13 protein-coding genes are annotated in these 17199 nt (G+C 47.9%); 2 read left to right on the top strand and 11 right to left on the bottom strand.

All coding sequences use genetic code 11. From position 1 onward, the window contains the following. Positions 1-169 precede the first annotated feature (169 nt). The 3 genes from allB to PH235_RS14165 form a co-directional block, all read right to left on the bottom strand. A complete protein-coding gene (gene allB / locus PH235_RS14175; RefSeq protein ID WP_272162919.1) occupies positions 170-1594 on the bottom strand; it encodes an allantoinase AllB in 1425 nt (474 codons plus the stop codon). A gap of 63 nt (positions 1595-1657) precedes the next feature. After that, positions 1658-3115 (bottom strand): allantoin permease, encoded by a 1458-nt coding sequence (gene allW, locus PH235_RS14170; protein ID WP_272162920.1) that lies wholly within the window; start codon positions 3113-3115, stop codon positions 1658-1660. Between the two features lie 262 nt (positions 3116-3377). After that, the gene (locus PH235_RS14165) at positions 3378-4589 is read right to left on the bottom strand and encodes a pyridoxal-phosphate-dependent aminotransferase family protein (protein WP_272162918.1); all 1212 of its coding nucleotides are present in this window, start codon (positions 4587-4589) and stop codon (positions 3378-3380) included. 177 nt (positions 4590-4766) lie between these two features. Here PH235_RS14165 and PH235_RS14160 point away from each other — a divergent pair, with 177 nt between their 5' ends. After that, a complete protein-coding gene (locus PH235_RS14160) occupies positions 4767-6398 on the top strand; it encodes a PucR family transcriptional regulator (RefSeq protein WP_272162917.1) in 1632 nt (543 codons plus the stop codon). 329 nt (positions 6399-6727) lie between these two features. On the opposite strand, the gene arcC is transcribed toward PH235_RS14160, so the two are convergent. From arcC to allC, 7 genes are read right to left on the bottom strand one after another with little or no spacing between them, the layout of a single operon-like run. Then, positions 6728-7669, bottom strand: a complete 942-nt coding sequence (gene arcC / locus PH235_RS14155) for a carbamate kinase (RefSeq protein WP_272162916.1) — start codon at positions 7667-7669, stop codon at positions 6728-6730. Continuing rightward, on the bottom strand, positions 7642-8541 hold the full coding sequence (locus PH235_RS14150; RefSeq protein WP_272162915.1) for a DUF2877 domain-containing protein: 900 nt from the start codon (positions 8539-8541) through the stop codon (positions 7642-7644). Before PH235_RS14150 ends, arcC begins: the two co-directional genes overlap by 28 nt. Before the next feature lie 18 nt (positions 8542-8559). Further along, a complete protein-coding gene (locus PH235_RS14145; protein WP_272162914.1) occupies positions 8560-9825 on the bottom strand; it encodes a DUF1116 domain-containing protein in 1266 nt (421 codons plus the stop codon). A gap of 16 nt (positions 9826-9841) precedes the next feature. Then, complete coding sequence (gene fdrA, locus PH235_RS14140; RefSeq protein WP_272162913.1) at positions 9842-11614, bottom strand: acyl-CoA synthetase FdrA; 1773 nt, start codon at positions 11612-11614, stop codon at positions 9842-9844. Positions 11615-11669: 55 nt separating this feature from the next. Further along, positions 11670-12755 (bottom strand): ureidoglycolate dehydrogenase, encoded by a 1086-nt coding sequence (allD, locus tag PH235_RS14135; protein WP_272162912.1) that lies wholly within the window; start codon positions 12753-12755, stop codon positions 11670-11672. Between the two features lie 17 nt (positions 12756-12772). Then, positions 12773-13558, bottom strand: a complete 786-nt coding sequence (allE, locus tag PH235_RS14130; protein ID WP_272162911.1) for a (S)-ureidoglycine aminohydrolase — start codon at positions 13556-13558, stop codon at positions 12773-12775. A gap of 32 nt (positions 13559-13590) precedes the next feature. Further along, complete coding sequence (gene allC / locus PH235_RS14125) at positions 13591-14817, bottom strand: allantoate deiminase (RefSeq protein ID WP_272162910.1); 1227 nt, start codon at positions 14815-14817, stop codon at positions 13591-13593. Positions 14818-14996: 179 nt separating this feature from the next. Here allC and PH235_RS14120 point away from each other — a divergent pair, with 179 nt between their 5' ends. Then, a complete protein-coding gene (locus PH235_RS14120) occupies positions 14997-15857 on the top strand; it encodes an alpha/beta hydrolase (protein WP_272162909.1) in 861 nt (286 codons plus the stop codon). 64 nt (positions 15858-15921) lie between these two features. Here PH235_RS14120 and PH235_RS14115 read toward each other — a convergent pair whose 3' ends face one another. After that, positions 15922-17178: a glycerate kinase type-2 family protein gene (locus PH235_RS14115; protein ID WP_272162908.1), complete on the bottom strand. Its 1257-nt coding sequence runs from the start codon at positions 17176-17178 to the stop codon at positions 15922-15924. Positions 17179-17199: the final 21 nt, after the last annotated feature.

Here is a 17199-nt window from a genome sequence, read left to right as displayed (position 1 = left end):
TTGCGTCCGACTTCCTTCAGATTCCACCTCACGGTGGACACCCTTGTCATTCACTAACAGTTCCTACTGCCAAGTCTGTAGTGGACTTTCACCACCAAGTTATCACCCATGCCGGGCACACCAAAAAGAGGATCCGGGCGCTAACCCTGGATCCTACTTATTTGTTGTCTTATTTGACAGAAACGGCTTCTTCTGAACGTGTCTCCGAGCTGTAGACCGTCTCGCCGTTGACGAAGACGAACTCTCCTGAACGGGTATCCGAAACGCCATCTTCCAGACTGTAGACCGTTTCGCCGCGCAGAATCGTTCTTGCTACTTGCGCTCCGATTTCGCGGCCAACGTATGGGCTGATTTTGTTCTTGTACTCTAAATCTTCTGTTTTTAATGTATACGGCGCATTCGGTTTGATCAGCACGATATCAGCATCCTTGCCGATTGCGATGTGGCCTTTTGAACTCAAGTTGAAGCGTTCTGCCGGATTTGCTGCGATGATGTCGGCAAATAATCTCAAGGACATGCCGCGTTTCTGAACACCTTCATCGAACAACACATCCACGTTGTTCTGAACGCCTGCAATACCTCCCCAAGCTTCAAAGGCATTCTCTTTGTCCTTCAGATCAGGTGTACATGGAGAGTGATCGGAAGTAACAAAAGCAATTTCGCCAGCCAATAATTTTTCCCACATGCCGTTTTGGTTTTCTTTATCACGGATTGGAGGTGAGCACTTAACGATCGGTCCGATTGCATCCAATTCTGAAGTATCGAAGTACAGATAGTGCGTGCACGTTTCACAAGTCACGTCAACACCTTCATTGCGGGCTCTGGTCACTTCTTCTACGCCTTCAGGGCAAGCTACGTGGCAAATATGGATGCGGCAGCCTGTTTCTTTTGCGAACAGGATCGCGCGTCTGATTGGTTCCACTTCCGTGAAGACAGGACGGCTCGCTACATAAGCTTTCAGCGTTGTTTCGCCGTTTTTGTAGGCGATTTCGCCCAATTTGTCTGTGATTGTCGCATTTTCAGCGTGGATCGCCAATACTTTACCAGTTTTCGCGATTTGTCTCATGCCTTCATACAGAGTGTAGTCATCCGCATTCATGAAGTCGCCTTCGATGGAACGATCGCCGCAGGTAGCCATGAAGCATTTATAGGCTGCAACGCCGCCTTCATCCAATTCCTGGATTCCACCTTCGATGTTGAAAGGAACCAATCCGCCGAATGAAGCCACATCTGCCGTCAATTTGTTTTGACCAGCATCCACTTTAATTTGCAACGTTTTGGCATCGACTGTAGCCGGAACTTGGTTCAAAGGCATTTCCATGAAGGAAGTTACGCCGCCTTTGGCACAAGCTTTTGTTCCTGTCAGATAGCCTTCCCAATCGTCGCGGTAGCTGCCGCCTGGATCTGTGATATGCACGTGTGCGTCAACCATACCAGGGCTGACAACCAGACCTTTAGCATCGATGACTTCAGCTGCATCACCCAAGTTGCTTCCGATAGCTGCTATTTTACCATCTTTGATGGCTACATCTGTTTCAATTTCACCATTATCCAGGATAACCAAACCATTTTTGATCAGTAAATCGTAACTCATACTTTTTCCTCCTAATAATAAATGATTTATATCAATAATTTTGAAACCAAAAGTTGGATGAAACTATTTTTTTCCCCTCTTCAGCATCAGATAGATACCGAAGGCCAAAGCTGCACCAATCAACCAAGACAGATTGGAGATCATCTGCAGGGCAGGAATGACCTGTCCGCTCACGGAAATCAATAAAGCTGCGATTGTGGCGATGTAGGCTTCTATATTTATGCCCTTATACGGATTTTGCGAATTATCTTTGCTGAAATCCATATATAAAGCGTCTATATCGATTTTCTGTTTCTTGACGAAATAATAATGCGCCAACATGACACCCGCTACAGGACCTAAAACAGCGCCGATGATATTCAGGAAAGCGAAAATGCTCGCGGAATTTTCCATCAATTTCCATGGCATGATGAGATAGCTGATGACAGAAGCGATCAGAACGCCCTTCTTGTAATCGACAGATTTAGGGAACAAAGCCGACAATTGATACGCGGCCGGAATGATGTTACCGGTTGCATTTGTCGAGACGGTTGTCATCAGGAATACGACTACAGCCAATGCCGCAGCAGGGACGCTTTCCCACTTGTTCACGATGTTCAGAACGTTCCATTCCTGTACCCCGAAGTGGATGGATCCGCCGATCAAAATGGCGACACTGGATAAGGCGAAAATCAAGTATGCAACCAAAAGGCTGGCAGTTTGTCCGATCGACTGGTCGCGCGTTGAAGTGGCGTTTTGCGTAAAGTCGGATACGCTTGCCCCTGGAGCGGCCCAAACGGAAATGACGGAATTGATGATGATGAAATAGGCCAGTAAAGGCGCATATCCTTGGACACTGTCACCGGATGGCGTATAGGCCAAAATGTTGCCCATGCCGCCGCCCACTCTGATCGCCCAGATGGCCATGCCGCCGAAAACGATGTAGATCAGCGGATTCAGGATGGCAGTGAATTTGTTCAAAACGCCTCCTCCGCCAAGACCGATCAGCACGTTGATTGCCCAGAAAATGGTGAAGGTGATCAGGCCCGGAAGATCGATTCCGAAGAAATTGAAATCTCCACCGATATTCAAAAAGCCCGGCCAGAACTTGCTTATCAAAATCAGCAAAGCCAACGACCCCGCATAATTCTGAAGTCCGAACCATGCGATGGCTGCTACTCCGCCTCTCAAGAATCCAGGAAGTTTGGCTCCCAGATCCCCATAGGTTGAACGCAAGTGCATCGCAAACGGTATCCCGTATTTCGATCCCGCTCTGCCGTTGAAGACCATAAAGGCACTGACTGCCAAAGAACTGACGATAAGAGCTAACATAACATTGATCGGCGACAGACCCAGGAACAGGAATCCCCCAACAGCCGTATAATTAGGAATATTATGAACAGATCCCATCCAAAGTGTGAAATAGTTCTTTGCGTTCATATTCCTTTTTTCCGCCGTTTTTGGAACGACGTCTTCATTATAACCGCGTTTCTTTAATTCTTCGACTTGTTCATCACTGACAAAAAGATCAGTTTCTTGCATTTTCACTTCCTCATTGCTTGCTTGCATGTAATAACCCTCCCAATCTTTGTAATCGCTATCAATCATTGATAAGCTTATTGTACATGGGCTCTAAAACGTTTACATCGGAAGAGATGTACAAAGTGATTTTTCTGCTTGTGCACAACGGACAACGTTTTTTTATTGCGTCTATTGGCAGCTCATGATCTCCAAATAACGCAAGGAACGACCCAGGCGGATTTCTCTCCCTGATCGTTCCTTCTATTATTATTGGGAACCTTGTCTATTTTTGGTTGTACTCACGCAGAGCCGCCAGGACGGCTTCCCCACGGTTTATGGTTGCCCCGTGGAACAGGAGTGCCGCTTCGAAAGCAGCCAGGACGTGCAATACGTTCTCTTTACGGCTGCTGAAGCCCATATTGCCGATTCTCCAGACTTTCCCTTGCAACGGACCGAATGAAGAAGCGATTTCGACACCGAAATCATTCAACAATGTATTGCGTACCGCATCGCCGTCGACACCTTCAGGAATCAGGATGGGCGTAACCGTCGGCATTTTCGTTGTGCGATCGCCAAAAATGGCCAAGCCCATCGCTTCGATACCAGCCTGAATGGCGCGGTCATTTTGGCTATGACGCTCATAACCGTTCTCGATGCCTTCCAGGATCATCATCCGTAACCCTTCGTGCAGTGCATAGATCATGCTGGTTGCCTCGGTATGATGGTTGATGCGCTCTTTGTTCCAGTAACGTTGCAGTTGGCTTAAGTCCAGGTAATTGCTGCTGATGTGGCGGTCATTGCGGAAATCTTTGCTCAGACCAAGTTCTTTCTGATAACGTGCTGTCAACACTTTCTCAACGCGATCGTTATAAGTGATCAAAGACATTCCGGATGGCACGCTGACGCATTTTTGGGTACCCGCAATGGCGACATCAATGCCCCATTCATCCACCTTCACGGGTGCTCCACCATAAGTGGCGACTGTATCGACGACAAAAAACACATCGTTGTCTTGGCAGAATTTGCCGATTTTTTCCAGCGGTTGCATCTGGCCGTTCGCTGTTTCTCCATGAACGAGTGCGACTATTTTAGGGTTGACCCTTTTGATTTCTGCGATGATCGCATCTTGTTCAAAGACACTGTCCCAGTCTTTTTCCAGATAAGTCACTTGCGCTTTCGCACGTTCACAGATTTCGCCCAACAAATACGCAAATCTCCCGTACGCAGGAATCAGAACCTTATCACCAGGTTCGATCAGTCCGATAAGTGCAGCTTCAAGTCCGGAACGCGATGTACCGTCGATGGCAAAAGCCTGCTCATTTTTTGTCCCGAATGGGATTTTGATCATTTCTTTCACTTCATCCATGATGGCTAAGAATGCTGGATCGAACTGTCCCAAAATAGGCGTGCTCATAACACGAAGTACATTCGGATGAGCTTCTACAGGACCAGGTGTCATAATGGTGCGGATGGGTGTGATGATTTCTTTGAACATAACTATTCCTCCAGATTGAATATTAGTCTGATAATTTACTTACATCCTACCACTCTCAGCAAAAATGTCATTGTATGTTATGAACAAAATGATATGAAATTTGTAGATTATGCCCAAATAAACACTTGATGATGATGGCGGTTTCAATTAAAATTAAAGCCACTAGGAGGGTTTTTAATGACTACAATGAAAGAACTGCTGGATTTGCCCCGCTTCTCCGATCTCAAAGTGCTCAATGCAGGAGCAGATCTGTCTCATGCAGTGACGAGCATCGAAATATCCGAGACGCCTGACGTTGCCTTTTACATTCCAAAGGATGTTTTTTTGCTGACGACTGCCATGAGCTACAAAAATGACCAACAAGGGTTGATCCCTTTGATCGATTCTTTGATGCGTGTGAACGCTGCTGGACTGGGTATAAAAGTCGGCCGCTTCCTTCCGGAAATCGATCAGGCCATCATCAATTATGCCAATTCGGTGCGTTTCCCTTTGATCCAAATTCCAAGCACGACCCCGCTCGGGACACTATCCCATCAAATGCTGAACTATTTGTGGAACCAAAAGACAGAACAGATGAGCTACGCTTTGGACATCCAAAAGCGTTTTTCGAACCTGCTGATGAACGACGCGAGCATTGCGCGCTTCATTTCCGATTTCGGAAAAATGATCAAAACCCCGGTCATCCTGCTGAATCCTTTCAGGCAAGTGATCGCCCATTCCAAGCATTTCACCCAATCCAGCAAGCCTGCCGAATATTATGTGGGGCAAGTGCATGAGAAAAAGCCGCATCTTTCGGCAGACACAACGGATTCTTTTTTGATAACCGATATGGACAACCAAGAGATGCAAATTTCCATCTATCCGATCCGTGCGAACAACTATTTCCCGTACTATTTGATCATTTTAAGACCAGAACAGATCCCTTATCCCGTATCGGAATTTGCGGTTGATCAGGCCTCCATGGTTTTATCGTTTGTCATCTACAAAAACCTTAAAGTGGAGGAATCAAAACAGGATATCCGCAGTGACTATTTCAAACAATTGATAGAAAACCAACAAACTCCAACACTCAAGCAAAAAAATTGGCTCGACCTTGGGCAAAGCTTTGGCATCATCAATTCCCACTATTATCAAGTTATTTACATCAATTGCCGGAACGAAAAGAGTTCGATCTTCAAAGATAAATTGAGCCGGGAAAAAATTCAATTGGTCAACCAATGGCTTTCCGACGCACTGGCTTTCCACTTCCGGGACGCCTTGCTTTTCCCGATGAAAAATACAAACCATCTGCTTCTTTTGCTGCAGTCCAAAAATGAAGCGATAGATGATATCCTGCGGACAACTGCAGAAGAACTCGAGAAGGTCCTTCCGATTTCCTTGGCGTTCTCCTATGGTCATCCTTATGAAAAAATCGATATGATCGCCAATTCCTACATTGAAGCAAAGATAGCTTTCGATGAAGGGTTTGCCAAAGATCCACAGCCGCGCATCAGCTATTATCGCCCGCAAGGCATGCTTAGCCTGTTCGAAAGGATGCAGTCGGACGAAATCAAATATTTCTGCCAATCGGTTCTCCACGAACTGGCCTATCCTGAAGAAGATGCCATGATCGAATTGCGCCGGACGCTGAAAACCTACCTTGACTACCAATGCGAAATCACGCGCACGTCAAAAGCGATGTTCATACACCGCAACACAGTGAAGTACAGAATCAACCATTGCGAAGAGATACTCGGAACACCGATCGATGACCCAAACTTCAGCCTAAACCTAAGGTTGGCACTGGAACTGTCCCAGGACGACGAATAGAGTGTGATGAATCCCGGGTAGAAATCGAGCACTAAGAGGCGATTACGAGAACGGACGCTTTTTGTCCGTGACGTAATCGCAGCTTAGGCACAGATTTCTGGGATTCAGAACACGTTTGCGTAGAGTGTGACAAATCCCGGGTAAAATCGGCTGCTTCATACAACAAATAACCTTCCGAACAGCTTTGGGAAGGTTATTTTGTGTGGAGCGTTGCATTTAAGCCCGCCAAATTGCTTTTGGCGGGCTATTTCGCCGTGCTGGTCCGTGTTGGTCGCACAACAAAAACAGGAGATAGCCTCTGGACAACCTCCTGTTTTTTATTTCTTCATTTAACTGTTGACGATGCGCGTACCCGCAAAACCGGATAAGGCTTCAGCTGCTTGGTCCAATGAACAGATGATGGCTTTTTTACCTTGCAAAGCAAAGTCGATGGCTGCTTCCATTTTTGGACCCATACTGCCGTCCGCAAACTGGCCCTCATCCAAATATTGTTTCGCTTTCAAAACGGAAATTTCTTCAAGTTTTTCTTGGTTCGGTTTCCCGTAATTGATGTAGACATTGCTGACATCCGTCAGCATCATGAATACATCGGCATCCAGTTGTTCCGCCAACTTCTTGCCGGTGCGATCTTTGTCGATTACGGCTTCAATTCCTGATATTTGCCCGATTTTATTGCGGACTACAGGGATTCCACCGCCTCCGCCTGCGATTACGATCGTATTTTGTTTCAATAACTTCAAGATGGACTCCACGCCATGGATTTTTTGAGGTTGAGGGGAAGGAACAACCCTACGGTAGCCTCTTCCGGCATCTTCCATCATGATCCAACCTTTCTCTTCAGACAACAACTCGGCTTCATCCTCAGAATAGAAGACTCCGATCGGTTTTGTAGGATTATCGAACGCAGGATCATCCGGCGATACCTCAGTTTGCGTCAATAACGTCAATACACTGCTCGTCAACTCTTCCTCATGCAAAGCATTTTTCAAAGATTGTTCCATCATATATCCGATGAAGCCTTGCGATTCTGCGCTGCAGACATCCAACGGCATCTGCGGTACGACAGCCTTTGCTTCCTCATTTTGGCGCAGGATGTTCCCTACCTGCGGACCATTTCCGTGCGTCACCACGATTTCATAATCCAATTTTTCTATTTTCGCAATCAGCTCCGCACTCATCTTGATATTGTGCATCTGGTTATCAAACGTCGCTTCTTGGTTCGGACGCAGGATTGCATTCCCGCCTAAAGCGATGACAACTCTTTTCGCCATTGATTGTACCCTCCTTCAAATCTGTTCCATACTAACAGGGCACCCGTAAGGCCTGTCAACATATCCATTCCGGACGTATGTCCGATAGCCATTATGTGTTTGATGCATTCTTCTATGGCTTTTTCTTCACTTTCCTGCCGCAAAACGTGCAGCAAACGATGGATGGGCTCGTTATAAAGACCCTCCAAGGCGCACGCCAGATAGTGCTCACTTACTGTTGTAGTCGGCTTCGGAGTTTGCGATAACCGCTTCCTGATACGGCCTTCCGTATCTGACGGGAGCATCCCCAGAAGCTGATCGGCTGCCAAAGCGCCCACCAGAAGATCGTCACCGGACGGCGTCAACCCTTTACCTCTGCCGATGAAGTAACTTATCGCCTCGGTTCTTTTTCCCGCGTCACCCGAATACAGCCGCAGGATATGATTGCCTTCCGGGGTATTCGCTAAAAATGAATCCCGCGTCAAGTCAGCCATCATGAAATCGAAACCGTTCAACTTTTCTATTTTTGCCATCAATGCCACGTAATATCGCAAACTGCCCTGATGCAAACCTCGTTCCGTTGCATAGCGGGACTGATACTGCGGTGTTCCATCAGCAACAACGGTGCATCCGTCGAAAATCAGCCTGCCGTCCGAGATGGAGACGGTTTGCCCGGGTTGAACGATTCCAACCAGTTTCCCCAACATGTCATCCGGAAGATATAGCGCTTTCGGCAACCGCGGTGAGGCAGTGCCTGCTATCAGCATCAGATTTTCCTGATCAGCGCTTTGAATATTCAAACTTTTATTGAAAAGGCTATGGACGCGCCAAGTGCTCTTATTGTGCAGCGTGTCCGTCAAGCGTTCGTCATGGTAAGCTGCCTTTATGAACACTGCGACCATCCCCCTTTGTTATTCCTGGAAACCCATTTTTTTTGCATACGCCAATACGGCTTTTTCGAAACATGCGATCGGCGGATGCACCGTTCCCGCTCCGATTTGGCCCAATCCAGCCTTCTTGTTGGCGATACCGGTATTGATGACCGGCGTGATGCCTGTTTCAACGACCTTACGGGCGTCGATGCCTAGGCAGATACCTTGGAAATCCCATGTCGGTACGGAGAAGTTCGGATTTTGGTCGATACAGATTTCGCGCATTTCATTGCTTGTCTGTAGCGCATCCTGGAATCCGCCGCTGCCTACGAAACGCGTAACTGCAGGAGCTGCGATCATCGCCATACCACCGACACCGAACGTCTCAGTGATGGCACTGTCCCCCATATCCGGAGCAGCATCGTCTTCACTGAAGCCTGAAAAATAAAGTCCTTGCGGTGTGTTGACCGGTCCTGTGAACCATTCATCCCCCATTCCGGCGATACGGATACCGAATTCATAGCCATTGCGGCACATTGCGGTGACGATCGTACCCTCTTGGATAGTCCTTGCGCCATCCAGGACCGCTTTGGCTGCTGCCATCATGATGTTAAGGAAGAATTGGTCAGTGTCCGCCAAGAATTGCATGACCTGTTCTTTTTCTCGCTGATCCATATCCAGCCCGACAATGATAGGTGCCATTTCCTTCAAAAAGGCCAATGATGCGGCAATGTTTCTTTGGTGGAATTCATCCCCCATGGCGATTGCTTTAGCAACCAATACATTCACGTTCAATCCGCTTGGTTTGGTTTGCAGCGCTTTGCTTAAGGTCGGGCCCAAGACATCGCGCATCCAACGCAAACGAGTGATTACTTCATCAGAATAGGCTCCGAAACGCAGCACTGCACCAATCCCCTCATTCATCGTGCAGAAAGCACGGTTGCCATCCGTTCTGTTTTCCACAATCAGGACCGCCATATTTGCCGAAGTGATTCCGCCCATCGGACCGACCGCATTGACATGATGACAAGGAATCAAGGTAACCTCTCCGGATTCCAATAACTTTCTGGCATCGGCTTCGTTTTCTGCCCAGCCTTCAAAAAGTGCTGCCCCCACGCAGGCACCTTGGATTGGGTCGACCATTTGCTCATATTTGATGGGTGGTCCTGCATGCAGCAGGACTTTCCCTTCGTTAAATTCTTTGATCACTGATTTTGCTGGTACAACATCCACTAAGAAAGGGGATCCAGCGACAATTTTAGCAGCTACTGCTTGATTAGCTTCATCAATCGTTTGATAATGCATCCTTGTTTTTCCTCCCTTATATGCTATCTGTTTGTTCAGTTTTATAATTATTCAAGTAATACAAAGCTTTCTGCAAGGTGACGTTGCCACCCGCAACCGGACGCCAATCGAATTGCGTCGCTTTCCCACCGTTTTCACGGATGGTTTCGGAGAAACTGCGCAGACCAATATTCAAAAATTCTTTCGCATGCAGAAGGTCCAACATAGCTTGTGAAGGCGCTAATTCTTCTGTGAATGCAGGGGCATCGATTTCTTTCAGGCCCTTTTTGTTGTCTTGGATATGGATTCCCAGCATCGCCAAAGCCGTGCGGACAGCTTGGTTGTTGCTCATCCGGATAATGACTCCAGCATCTTCCAATACTTTTTGTTGTGCTTGGCCGTCTTGAGGATCAGCGTCAGTCCCTACGATCGTCGCAACGAACGCAAGCTCTCTGCCTTCAGCAGCGGCTTTCGACTTCGCTTCCTTGATGGCCGGCACCAATTCACTGGCCATATCCATGTGTGAGCCGTATCCCAAAACAATATCCAACAAAATGATGGCTGTCTTCGGATCATCCGCAGCTTGTCTGATCATTTCGATGCGTTTTTCCGGATCGATCATCGGATGCGGTTTGCCTTGCGTATAGATGTCATCCCCCAGATCCAAGACTTCATAGCCCTCGCTCTTCAGGATGTAGCCTTCCTTCTTCTCAGCGTCCCCTATCAAACTAAGACCATCTTTGATCAGCATGGCCGCTTCATTGGCTAGTGTGCCGCCGGAATAATAGCCTTTGATGTATTTTTGCTCTTCGGAGAAGTTGATGGCAGGAACATCGATTGCGTCAGAATCGGAACCGATCGTTTCTTTGTTCACTAATTTCACAGCCAACTCAGCCGCTTCCTCCAACGTATAGGCATGATAAAGATTAGGTTCGTGATAAGTTGGTTTTTCACCCAGGAAGATGGTTACGGCCGGCTTGGAGATTTTTCTAAGCAACGCCAACACTCTGTCCCTGACACTCGCTGCTGGTGGTTTGGAGATGACGACGATCACTTCCGTGTTCGGATCTTGCTCCAAAGTGACGATACCATCCATCAATGTGATGCCGCCGATAGCTTCCTTCAGATCGCGTCCACCGGTTCCGATAGCAGTCGTCACGCCGCCTCCAAGTTTATGGATAAGCGTAGAAACTTCCTGGATTCCTGTTCCGGATGCACCGACAATACCGATTTTTCCGGGTCTGATGACGTTTGTGAACGCCAAGGGAATACCGTTGATGATTCCTGTTCCACAATCCGGCCCCATCAGTAGCAGACCTTTTTCGTGTGCCTTCATTTTCAGACGCTTCTCATCTTCGATCGAAACATTATCACTGAAGCAGAAGACATGTTTACCTGCATCCAACGCGCGTTCGATTTCAAGTGCCGCATGCGTGCCTGGAATCGAGAAGAGTGCGACTTGTGCATCCTTTGCCATTTCCAAAGCCTTATCCCATGTCCGTGCAGTTTCCTCTACTGAAGCGCCGCTGTTCCCTTTAGCTTGCTCTTCCAGGAAAAGATCGATTTCTTCCATGACTGTAGCGATGACTTCCTCATCCGTCACTTCCAGAACGACAGCCATATCGTTCGATGATGCTTTCTCCAGTTCCGGCGTGTACAGCCCTCCCGTTTTGAAGATATCTTTATTGGCAGGCGTACCCATCATGATGGAAACTTTTGTGACGCCTGCGACCGTATTGATTTTATTCGTCAACAGCATCAAAACGATGGAATCCTGGTAGCTGTTTGATTTGATGATTGTGTGTAACATTGATTGCCTCTCTTCCCCGGTTTCCCGTTTCTTTTTGTGTGCTTCGATCAGATGCTTATTCCGCAAAAGCTCCTTTGCCGCCGTATTGGTCAAAATGAATCAGATCACTTTTCAGATAAGCGTAAATGCTCTCTTCGATTGGGATGCCTTTTTCCTGATGCTTTTCATAGTTCAACTGGTTGATTTCGCCTGGATAATAGACTTGACCGAATCCGGCTGCCGGTCTGACCTCATGCAATTCCCTCACGGTAGTCTCGATTTTGTCCTTGAAGCTCTCCAGGTCCGTGAATTTTTTTGGATCGATGATTATATATAGTTGACCGAGATTGCGTCCTTCAGAAATTTGGTCATACATAGAAGAAACATGCTTCCCGAAAGGCAGCCCCAACAGCACGCCTGATAAAATATCGATCATCATCATCAGTCCGTACCCTTTTGGACCCGAAATCGGCAGCAGTCCATGGACGTCATGCGGATTTGTTGTCGGTTTCCCATCTTTATCCACTGCCCAGGTATCCGGTATGGTTTTATTTTTTGAACGGGCATCGAGGATTTTCCCCCAAGCCTGTACAGTCGTTGCCATATCGAAGACGATCGGCGGACCGTTTTTCCTTGGCGCCGAAAAGGCAATCGGATTTGTTCCGTAATAAATTTCTGAACCTCCGAAAGGAACAACCATCGGATCGGATTGGCACATGGCGATCGCAATCAGATCCTGTTCGGCTGCTTGTTTCACGTAATAGGACAGTGCGCCGCTGTGGCTCATTCTGGAAATCCCTACCACTGCAACACCCGACTCCTTGGCCATGGCGATCGCTCCCTTCAGGCCGAGATTCGCGACATATTGGCCGATTCCGTTATCGCCATGAAAAATCCCAGTGCTTTCTCCTGTCTTTTCGAAAGAAACGTTAGGTTCAAGCGTCACTCCGCCTTTAGCGATCCTTTCGGCATAGTAATCGACGCGCACGGCACCGTGGGAATGGATTCCGGAAGAATCCGCAAACACCAAGTGGTTGGCTACCTCATTTGCTTGCTCAGGATACAGTCCTGCTCCCTCTAATTTTTTTTTGATCAGTCGATGAAGTTCATCAGGCATTACAGTCACTAATTTCGCCTCAACTTCTATTCCTGTGCCTTCCATTTGTATGCTCCTTGTCCTCAAATTTTAGGGTCGCGGTTACAGTCCTTCGAATAGACGTAACGCAACGGCTCACCTCTGCCGACTGCATATGCGGCTTGCGGCACATAGGCACCCATGAAGATATAATCGCCTTTTTCTACAGGCATCCAGTCATTGTCCAAGTTGTACATGCCTTGGCCCGACAGGATGTAGGCCCCGTGTTCCTGCACATGGGTTTCGATGTAGCCATGGCTAGCACCCGGTTCGAACGAAAGGATATGGAAATTCATATCGAAACCGATATCTGTCGGCAACAGATCCCACAACAAGACATCCTTCATCCCTTCATATTCGGAAGGGACCAAGTCATTGATGTTGCCCACAACCTTGCGCGCTTCGTATCCTTCCAAAGTTTCGTAGCGTTTTTTGTAAAGGAAGATTTCCGTATCCGCTTCCTGGTTGTTTTCCAACTGCATCAACACGCCAGCCGGCAAGTAGGCATAGCCGCCGGTCTCCAGCTCATGGCTCTCAGCACCGTCGCTTACCTTCAATTTTCCGTCAACGACGTAAACAAAGGTTTCTACGCCTTCAGCTCCGAAACCTTGCACGTTTCTGCCGCCGGATTTCATCGAAATGATGTAATCCACAAAGCTTGCTCCCAATTTTTGTGAAGCCAAAATGGTGACCTCGCAATTTTCAAATCCGGGAACAACGTTTTTCACTAATCCATCATGCGGGATCAACGCGTAATTTGCTCTTTTTATGACGGCTCTTGATTCCAACAGCCCGTCTCTGTAACCTGTTTGATTGTTCTTATAGCCCATCCTTCGATCCACCCTATCCGTTTGATATTTTTCTATTTATAAGCTAATTCATAAAGTGCGCTTGCCATCATTTTGACGCCTTCCACCAAATCTTCCAGCTTGGTCGCTTCAGCCGGGTTGTGGCTGATGCCCCCGATGCTCGGAACAAAAATCATGGCAGTCGGATAATGCGGCGCGATGATTTGGGAATCATGTCCGGCCCCGCTGTGCATCACACGGTATTTCATATTTGCTTTTTTTGCGGCTTCTTCGAGAATCGCGACGATTTTTGCATCCATCGGAACCGGCGCTTCGTCCATCCATAAGTCGATGGTCGCCTCGATATCCATTTCTGTAGCGATTTCGTTGATGCGCTGCTCCAATTTCTGGGTGAACCCGATCAGCACGTCGCTGTCCGTATGGCGGCAGTCGATCGTGAACAGCACTTCTCCCGGCACCACATTCACCGTATTCGGTTTCGGCTCCACTTTTCCGAAGGTCAACACCAACGGATCACCGATCGCCCTCGCCTTTTCAATCGACTCGGAGCAAATCCGGCTGAAGGCATAGACCGCATCACGGCGATAACCCATCGGCGTCGTACCTGCATGGTTCGCTTGCCCTTTCAGAACGACAGTGTAACGGCGCTGGCCAGCGATGCTGTTGACGACACCGATTTGCAGCCCCTGATTTTCAAGGACATTCCCTTGTTCGATATGCAGTTCCACGAAGGCTTTGATGTCTTCCCTGCGTTTCTGTTCGCCCTTCTTGAAGTCGAATCCGGCTTGGCGCATCGCATCCACAAATCGGATGCCTTCAAAGTCGCTGATTGCCTCGACGTCCTCTATTTTGGCTTCATTCACGAAGTTTTTGCTCCCCCAGAACACAGTAGGGAAACGGCTGCCCTCTTCCTCGGCCATCGAGATGACTTCCATTGAACGCAAGGGTTGGCCGTATGTTTCTTTCAAGTAAGCCATGGCGACATAGGCAGCTATCACACCAAATTGCCCATCGAGATTGCCGCCGTTGATGACGGTATCTATATGGGAACCGGACATGATTGTTTCATCAGGATATTTTGAACCTTCCATTCTTCCGAACAGATTTCCGATTTCATCGAAATGCGTTTCCATTCCGATCTCTTCCAGTTTGTTTTTGACGGCATTCTGAGCTTCCAACCAAGAATCGGAGTAAAGCAAGCGCGTCATGCCGCCTGTCGGATCGCTGCCGATACCCGATAATAAATCTACATTCTCTTGAATAGTCTTAAACCAGTCCATTTTTCCGTTTCCTCCTCCGAAATATCATACTCATATTGTAAGCGCTTCTTGATAGCTTATCATTAACATAATACACAAAATCGGATATATTTTTGTGCCAAGTGTACACATCGAGCCATTTTAAATGAAGGTGATTGTGATAAAGTGGAAGGGAATTCAGCGAAAGGAATGATAAAAGAATGAATGCTTCAACCGAAACTTACTTTGTATATGAAGGTTTGCCGCTGCAGGCGACGTTTTATCCCGCTGCGACAGAATCCCCTAAACCGTTGACACTCCTCTACTTGCATGGGGGCGGACTGGTATTCGGAGATCGCCATGACCTTCCCGATACGTATAAGAAGATGCTGTCGGATGCCGGATATGCGCTGCTCGCGATCGATTATCCGCTGGCACCGGAAGCTCAATTGCCCGAAATGATGCTTTGTCTGCAGAAAGCCTTGGTTTGGTTCAGAGAGGAAGGAAAAAAATTGTTCAACTTAGGGTCGGCGGATTATGTGCTTTTCGGCCGTTCAGCCGGTGCCTTCCTCGCCTTTCAGTTGGCGGCCCGCTCCAATGAACCCCATCTGAAAGGATTGGCCAGTTTTTATGGTTACTATTCACTGGATGAGCCCTCTTTCCATCAGCCAAGCACTTACTACAATACCTTTCCTAAGGTGCCTGTGGCTTATCTGAAGCAGCTGCTCCAAAAGCAGCCCCTTGCTGTAGGAGCAGTTACCGAAAGGTTTCCGTTATACCTCCATGCCCGTCAGACCGGAAAATGGGTTCCGCTGTTCCTTGAGGACAAGTCAAAAATAGCAACATTCAATCTGACCGCACTAGATCTGCAATCGTTACCGCCTACTTTTCTCACGGCCAGCACAGCAGACCAGGACGTGCCCTACCAATTCACCCAACAAGCTGCTCAGCTGATACACCGTGCTGTGCTCCATCCTGTTCTGGGAATGCCGCACGACTTTGATGCCGATTTGACAAAGCCTGCCGGTAGGCGCACTTATCAACAGTTTATCCACTGGCTTGATGGTCTATACGATAAATAAAAAGAGAAAGAAGGCCCTGGAAAAAATTCCAGGGCCTTCTTTCTCTTTTTCATGCCAACCTCCATTAGGCAGGCGCTTTCTCGATCAGCAATATAATCAGATCGTTCACGTTCGTACCGGTAGGGCCCGTAACGATCAGATCTCCACTGCTTTCGAGGGCTTTGTTGGAATCATTATTCGCCAACAAACCCTCCACATCCGCGTAGCTTCTTCGCATGCGCGCTAAGCTGGCGCCATCTACCAGTCCTCCCGCTGCATCCGTGGGTCCATCCGTTCCGTCCGATCCGACCGATGCCAATACCACTTGCTGCAATCCGGAAATCTGAAAAGCTGCAGCCAACGCTAACTCCTGGTTTCTGCCGCCTAACCCATCTCCTTTGATTGTGACTACAGGCTCCCCGCCGGCAATGATGGCACACGGAAGCTGGGCATCCTCTTGACCGGAGACTATTTTTCTGGCGAGTTGCCCAAGGCGTTCCCCGACCGATGAAGCTTCCTCTTCAATGGCAGTCGACATCAGACAAGTATGGTAGCCGCGCGATTGCGCTTGTGTTACCGCCTCACGGCATAAAATATCCACACTCCCGATCAGCGTATTGTTTACGTTATCCAAAGATTTAGGTGTTTCCTTCAGCAAGGCTTCTCGTGCATTTTCCGACAATTTCAAATCGTATTTCTCGACAATTTTCTGAGCCTCTGCGCTCGTCGAAAAATCAGGGTAAGCCGGACCAGATGCGATTGTATCCAACCGGTCACCCAAAACATCGGACAAAATGATGGCCTGGATGCGACGAGGAGAACACAACTGAGCAAATTGGCCACCTTTTACTTCCGAGAGATGCTTACGGATTGTATTGATTTCGACGATATTCGCTCCGCTGTTCAAAAGCTGCTTGTTGATATCCTCCAATTCAGCCAAACTGATCTGATTACGCGTTTTTTCAAACAGTGCTGACCCGCCTCCGGAAATCAAAAATATGATCGTGTCTTCTTCCGGCATGTCGGATACATACCGCAAAATTTCAGAGGTCGCATCGATGGACGCCTGATCCGGTATAGGATGCCCGGCCTCAAAAATGGTCACCCGTTCGATTTCTCCAAGGGAATGTCCATATTTCGTCAACACTATCCCGCCTTTGAATTGTTCGCCCAGACAATCCACCGCCGCTTTCGTCATTCGCCAAGCCGCTTTTCCGATTGCGATGATATGGCTGTTGCCATCTATATCCATCTTCCTTAAGGCATTTGTGACGGCCTTATCCGGTAATACCGCCTGAATCGATTGATTTATGATATATGTTGCATCATCTCTCAGTTTCATGTCTGTTCTCCTTTTCAATCA

Origin of the sequence: Trichococcus sp. K1Tr, from assembly GCF_028309625.1 — a bacterium.
Taxonomy (GTDB): Bacteria; Bacillota; Bacilli; order Lactobacillales; family Aerococcaceae; genus Trichococcus.
Note: the sequence above shows the minus strand (reverse complement) of the source record. Positions and strands in the feature narration are given on the sequence as shown.

Coding starts and splice junctions, on each gene's coding strand:
- PH235_RS14115 (WP_272162908.1), bottom strand. CDS start 17,178: ATGAAACTGAGAGATGATGCAACATATATCATAAATCAATCGATTCAG.
- allD (WP_272162912.1), bottom strand. CDS start 12,755: ATGGAAGGCACAGGAATAGAAGTTGAGGCGAAATTAGTGACTGTAATG.
- allB (WP_272162919.1), bottom strand. CDS start 1,594: ATGAGTTACGATTTACTGATCAAAAATGGTTTGGTTATCCTGGATAAT.
- PH235_RS14120 (WP_272162909.1), top strand. CDS start 14,997: ATGAATGCTTCAACCGAAACTTACTTTGTATATGAAGGTTTGCCGCTG.
- PH235_RS14145 (WP_272162914.1), bottom strand. CDS start 9,825: ATGCATTATCAAACGATTGATGAAGCTAATCAAGCAGTAGCTGCTAAA.
- allC (WP_272162910.1), bottom strand. CDS start 14,817: ATGGACTGGTTTAAGACTATTCAAGAGAATGTAGATTTATTATCGGGT.
- PH235_RS14160 (WP_272162917.1), top strand. CDS start 4,767: ATGACTACAATGAAAGAACTGCTGGATTTGCCCCGCTTCTCCGATCTC.
- arcC (WP_272162916.1), bottom strand. CDS start 7,669: ATGGCGAAAAGAGTTGTCATCGCTTTAGGCGGGAATGCAATCCTGCGT.
- allW (WP_272162920.1), bottom strand. CDS start 3,115: ATGCAAGAAACTGATCTTTTTGTCAGTGATGAACAAGTCGAAGAATTA.
- PH235_RS14165 (WP_272162918.1), bottom strand. CDS start 4,589: ATGTTCAAAGAAATCATCACACCCATCCGCACCATTATGACACCTGGT.
- fdrA (WP_272162913.1), bottom strand. CDS start 11,614: ATGTTACACACAATCATCAAATCAAACAGCTACCAGGATTCCATCGTT.
- allE (WP_272162911.1), bottom strand. CDS start 13,558: ATGGGCTATAAGAACAATCAAACAGGTTACAGAGACGGGCTGTTGGAA.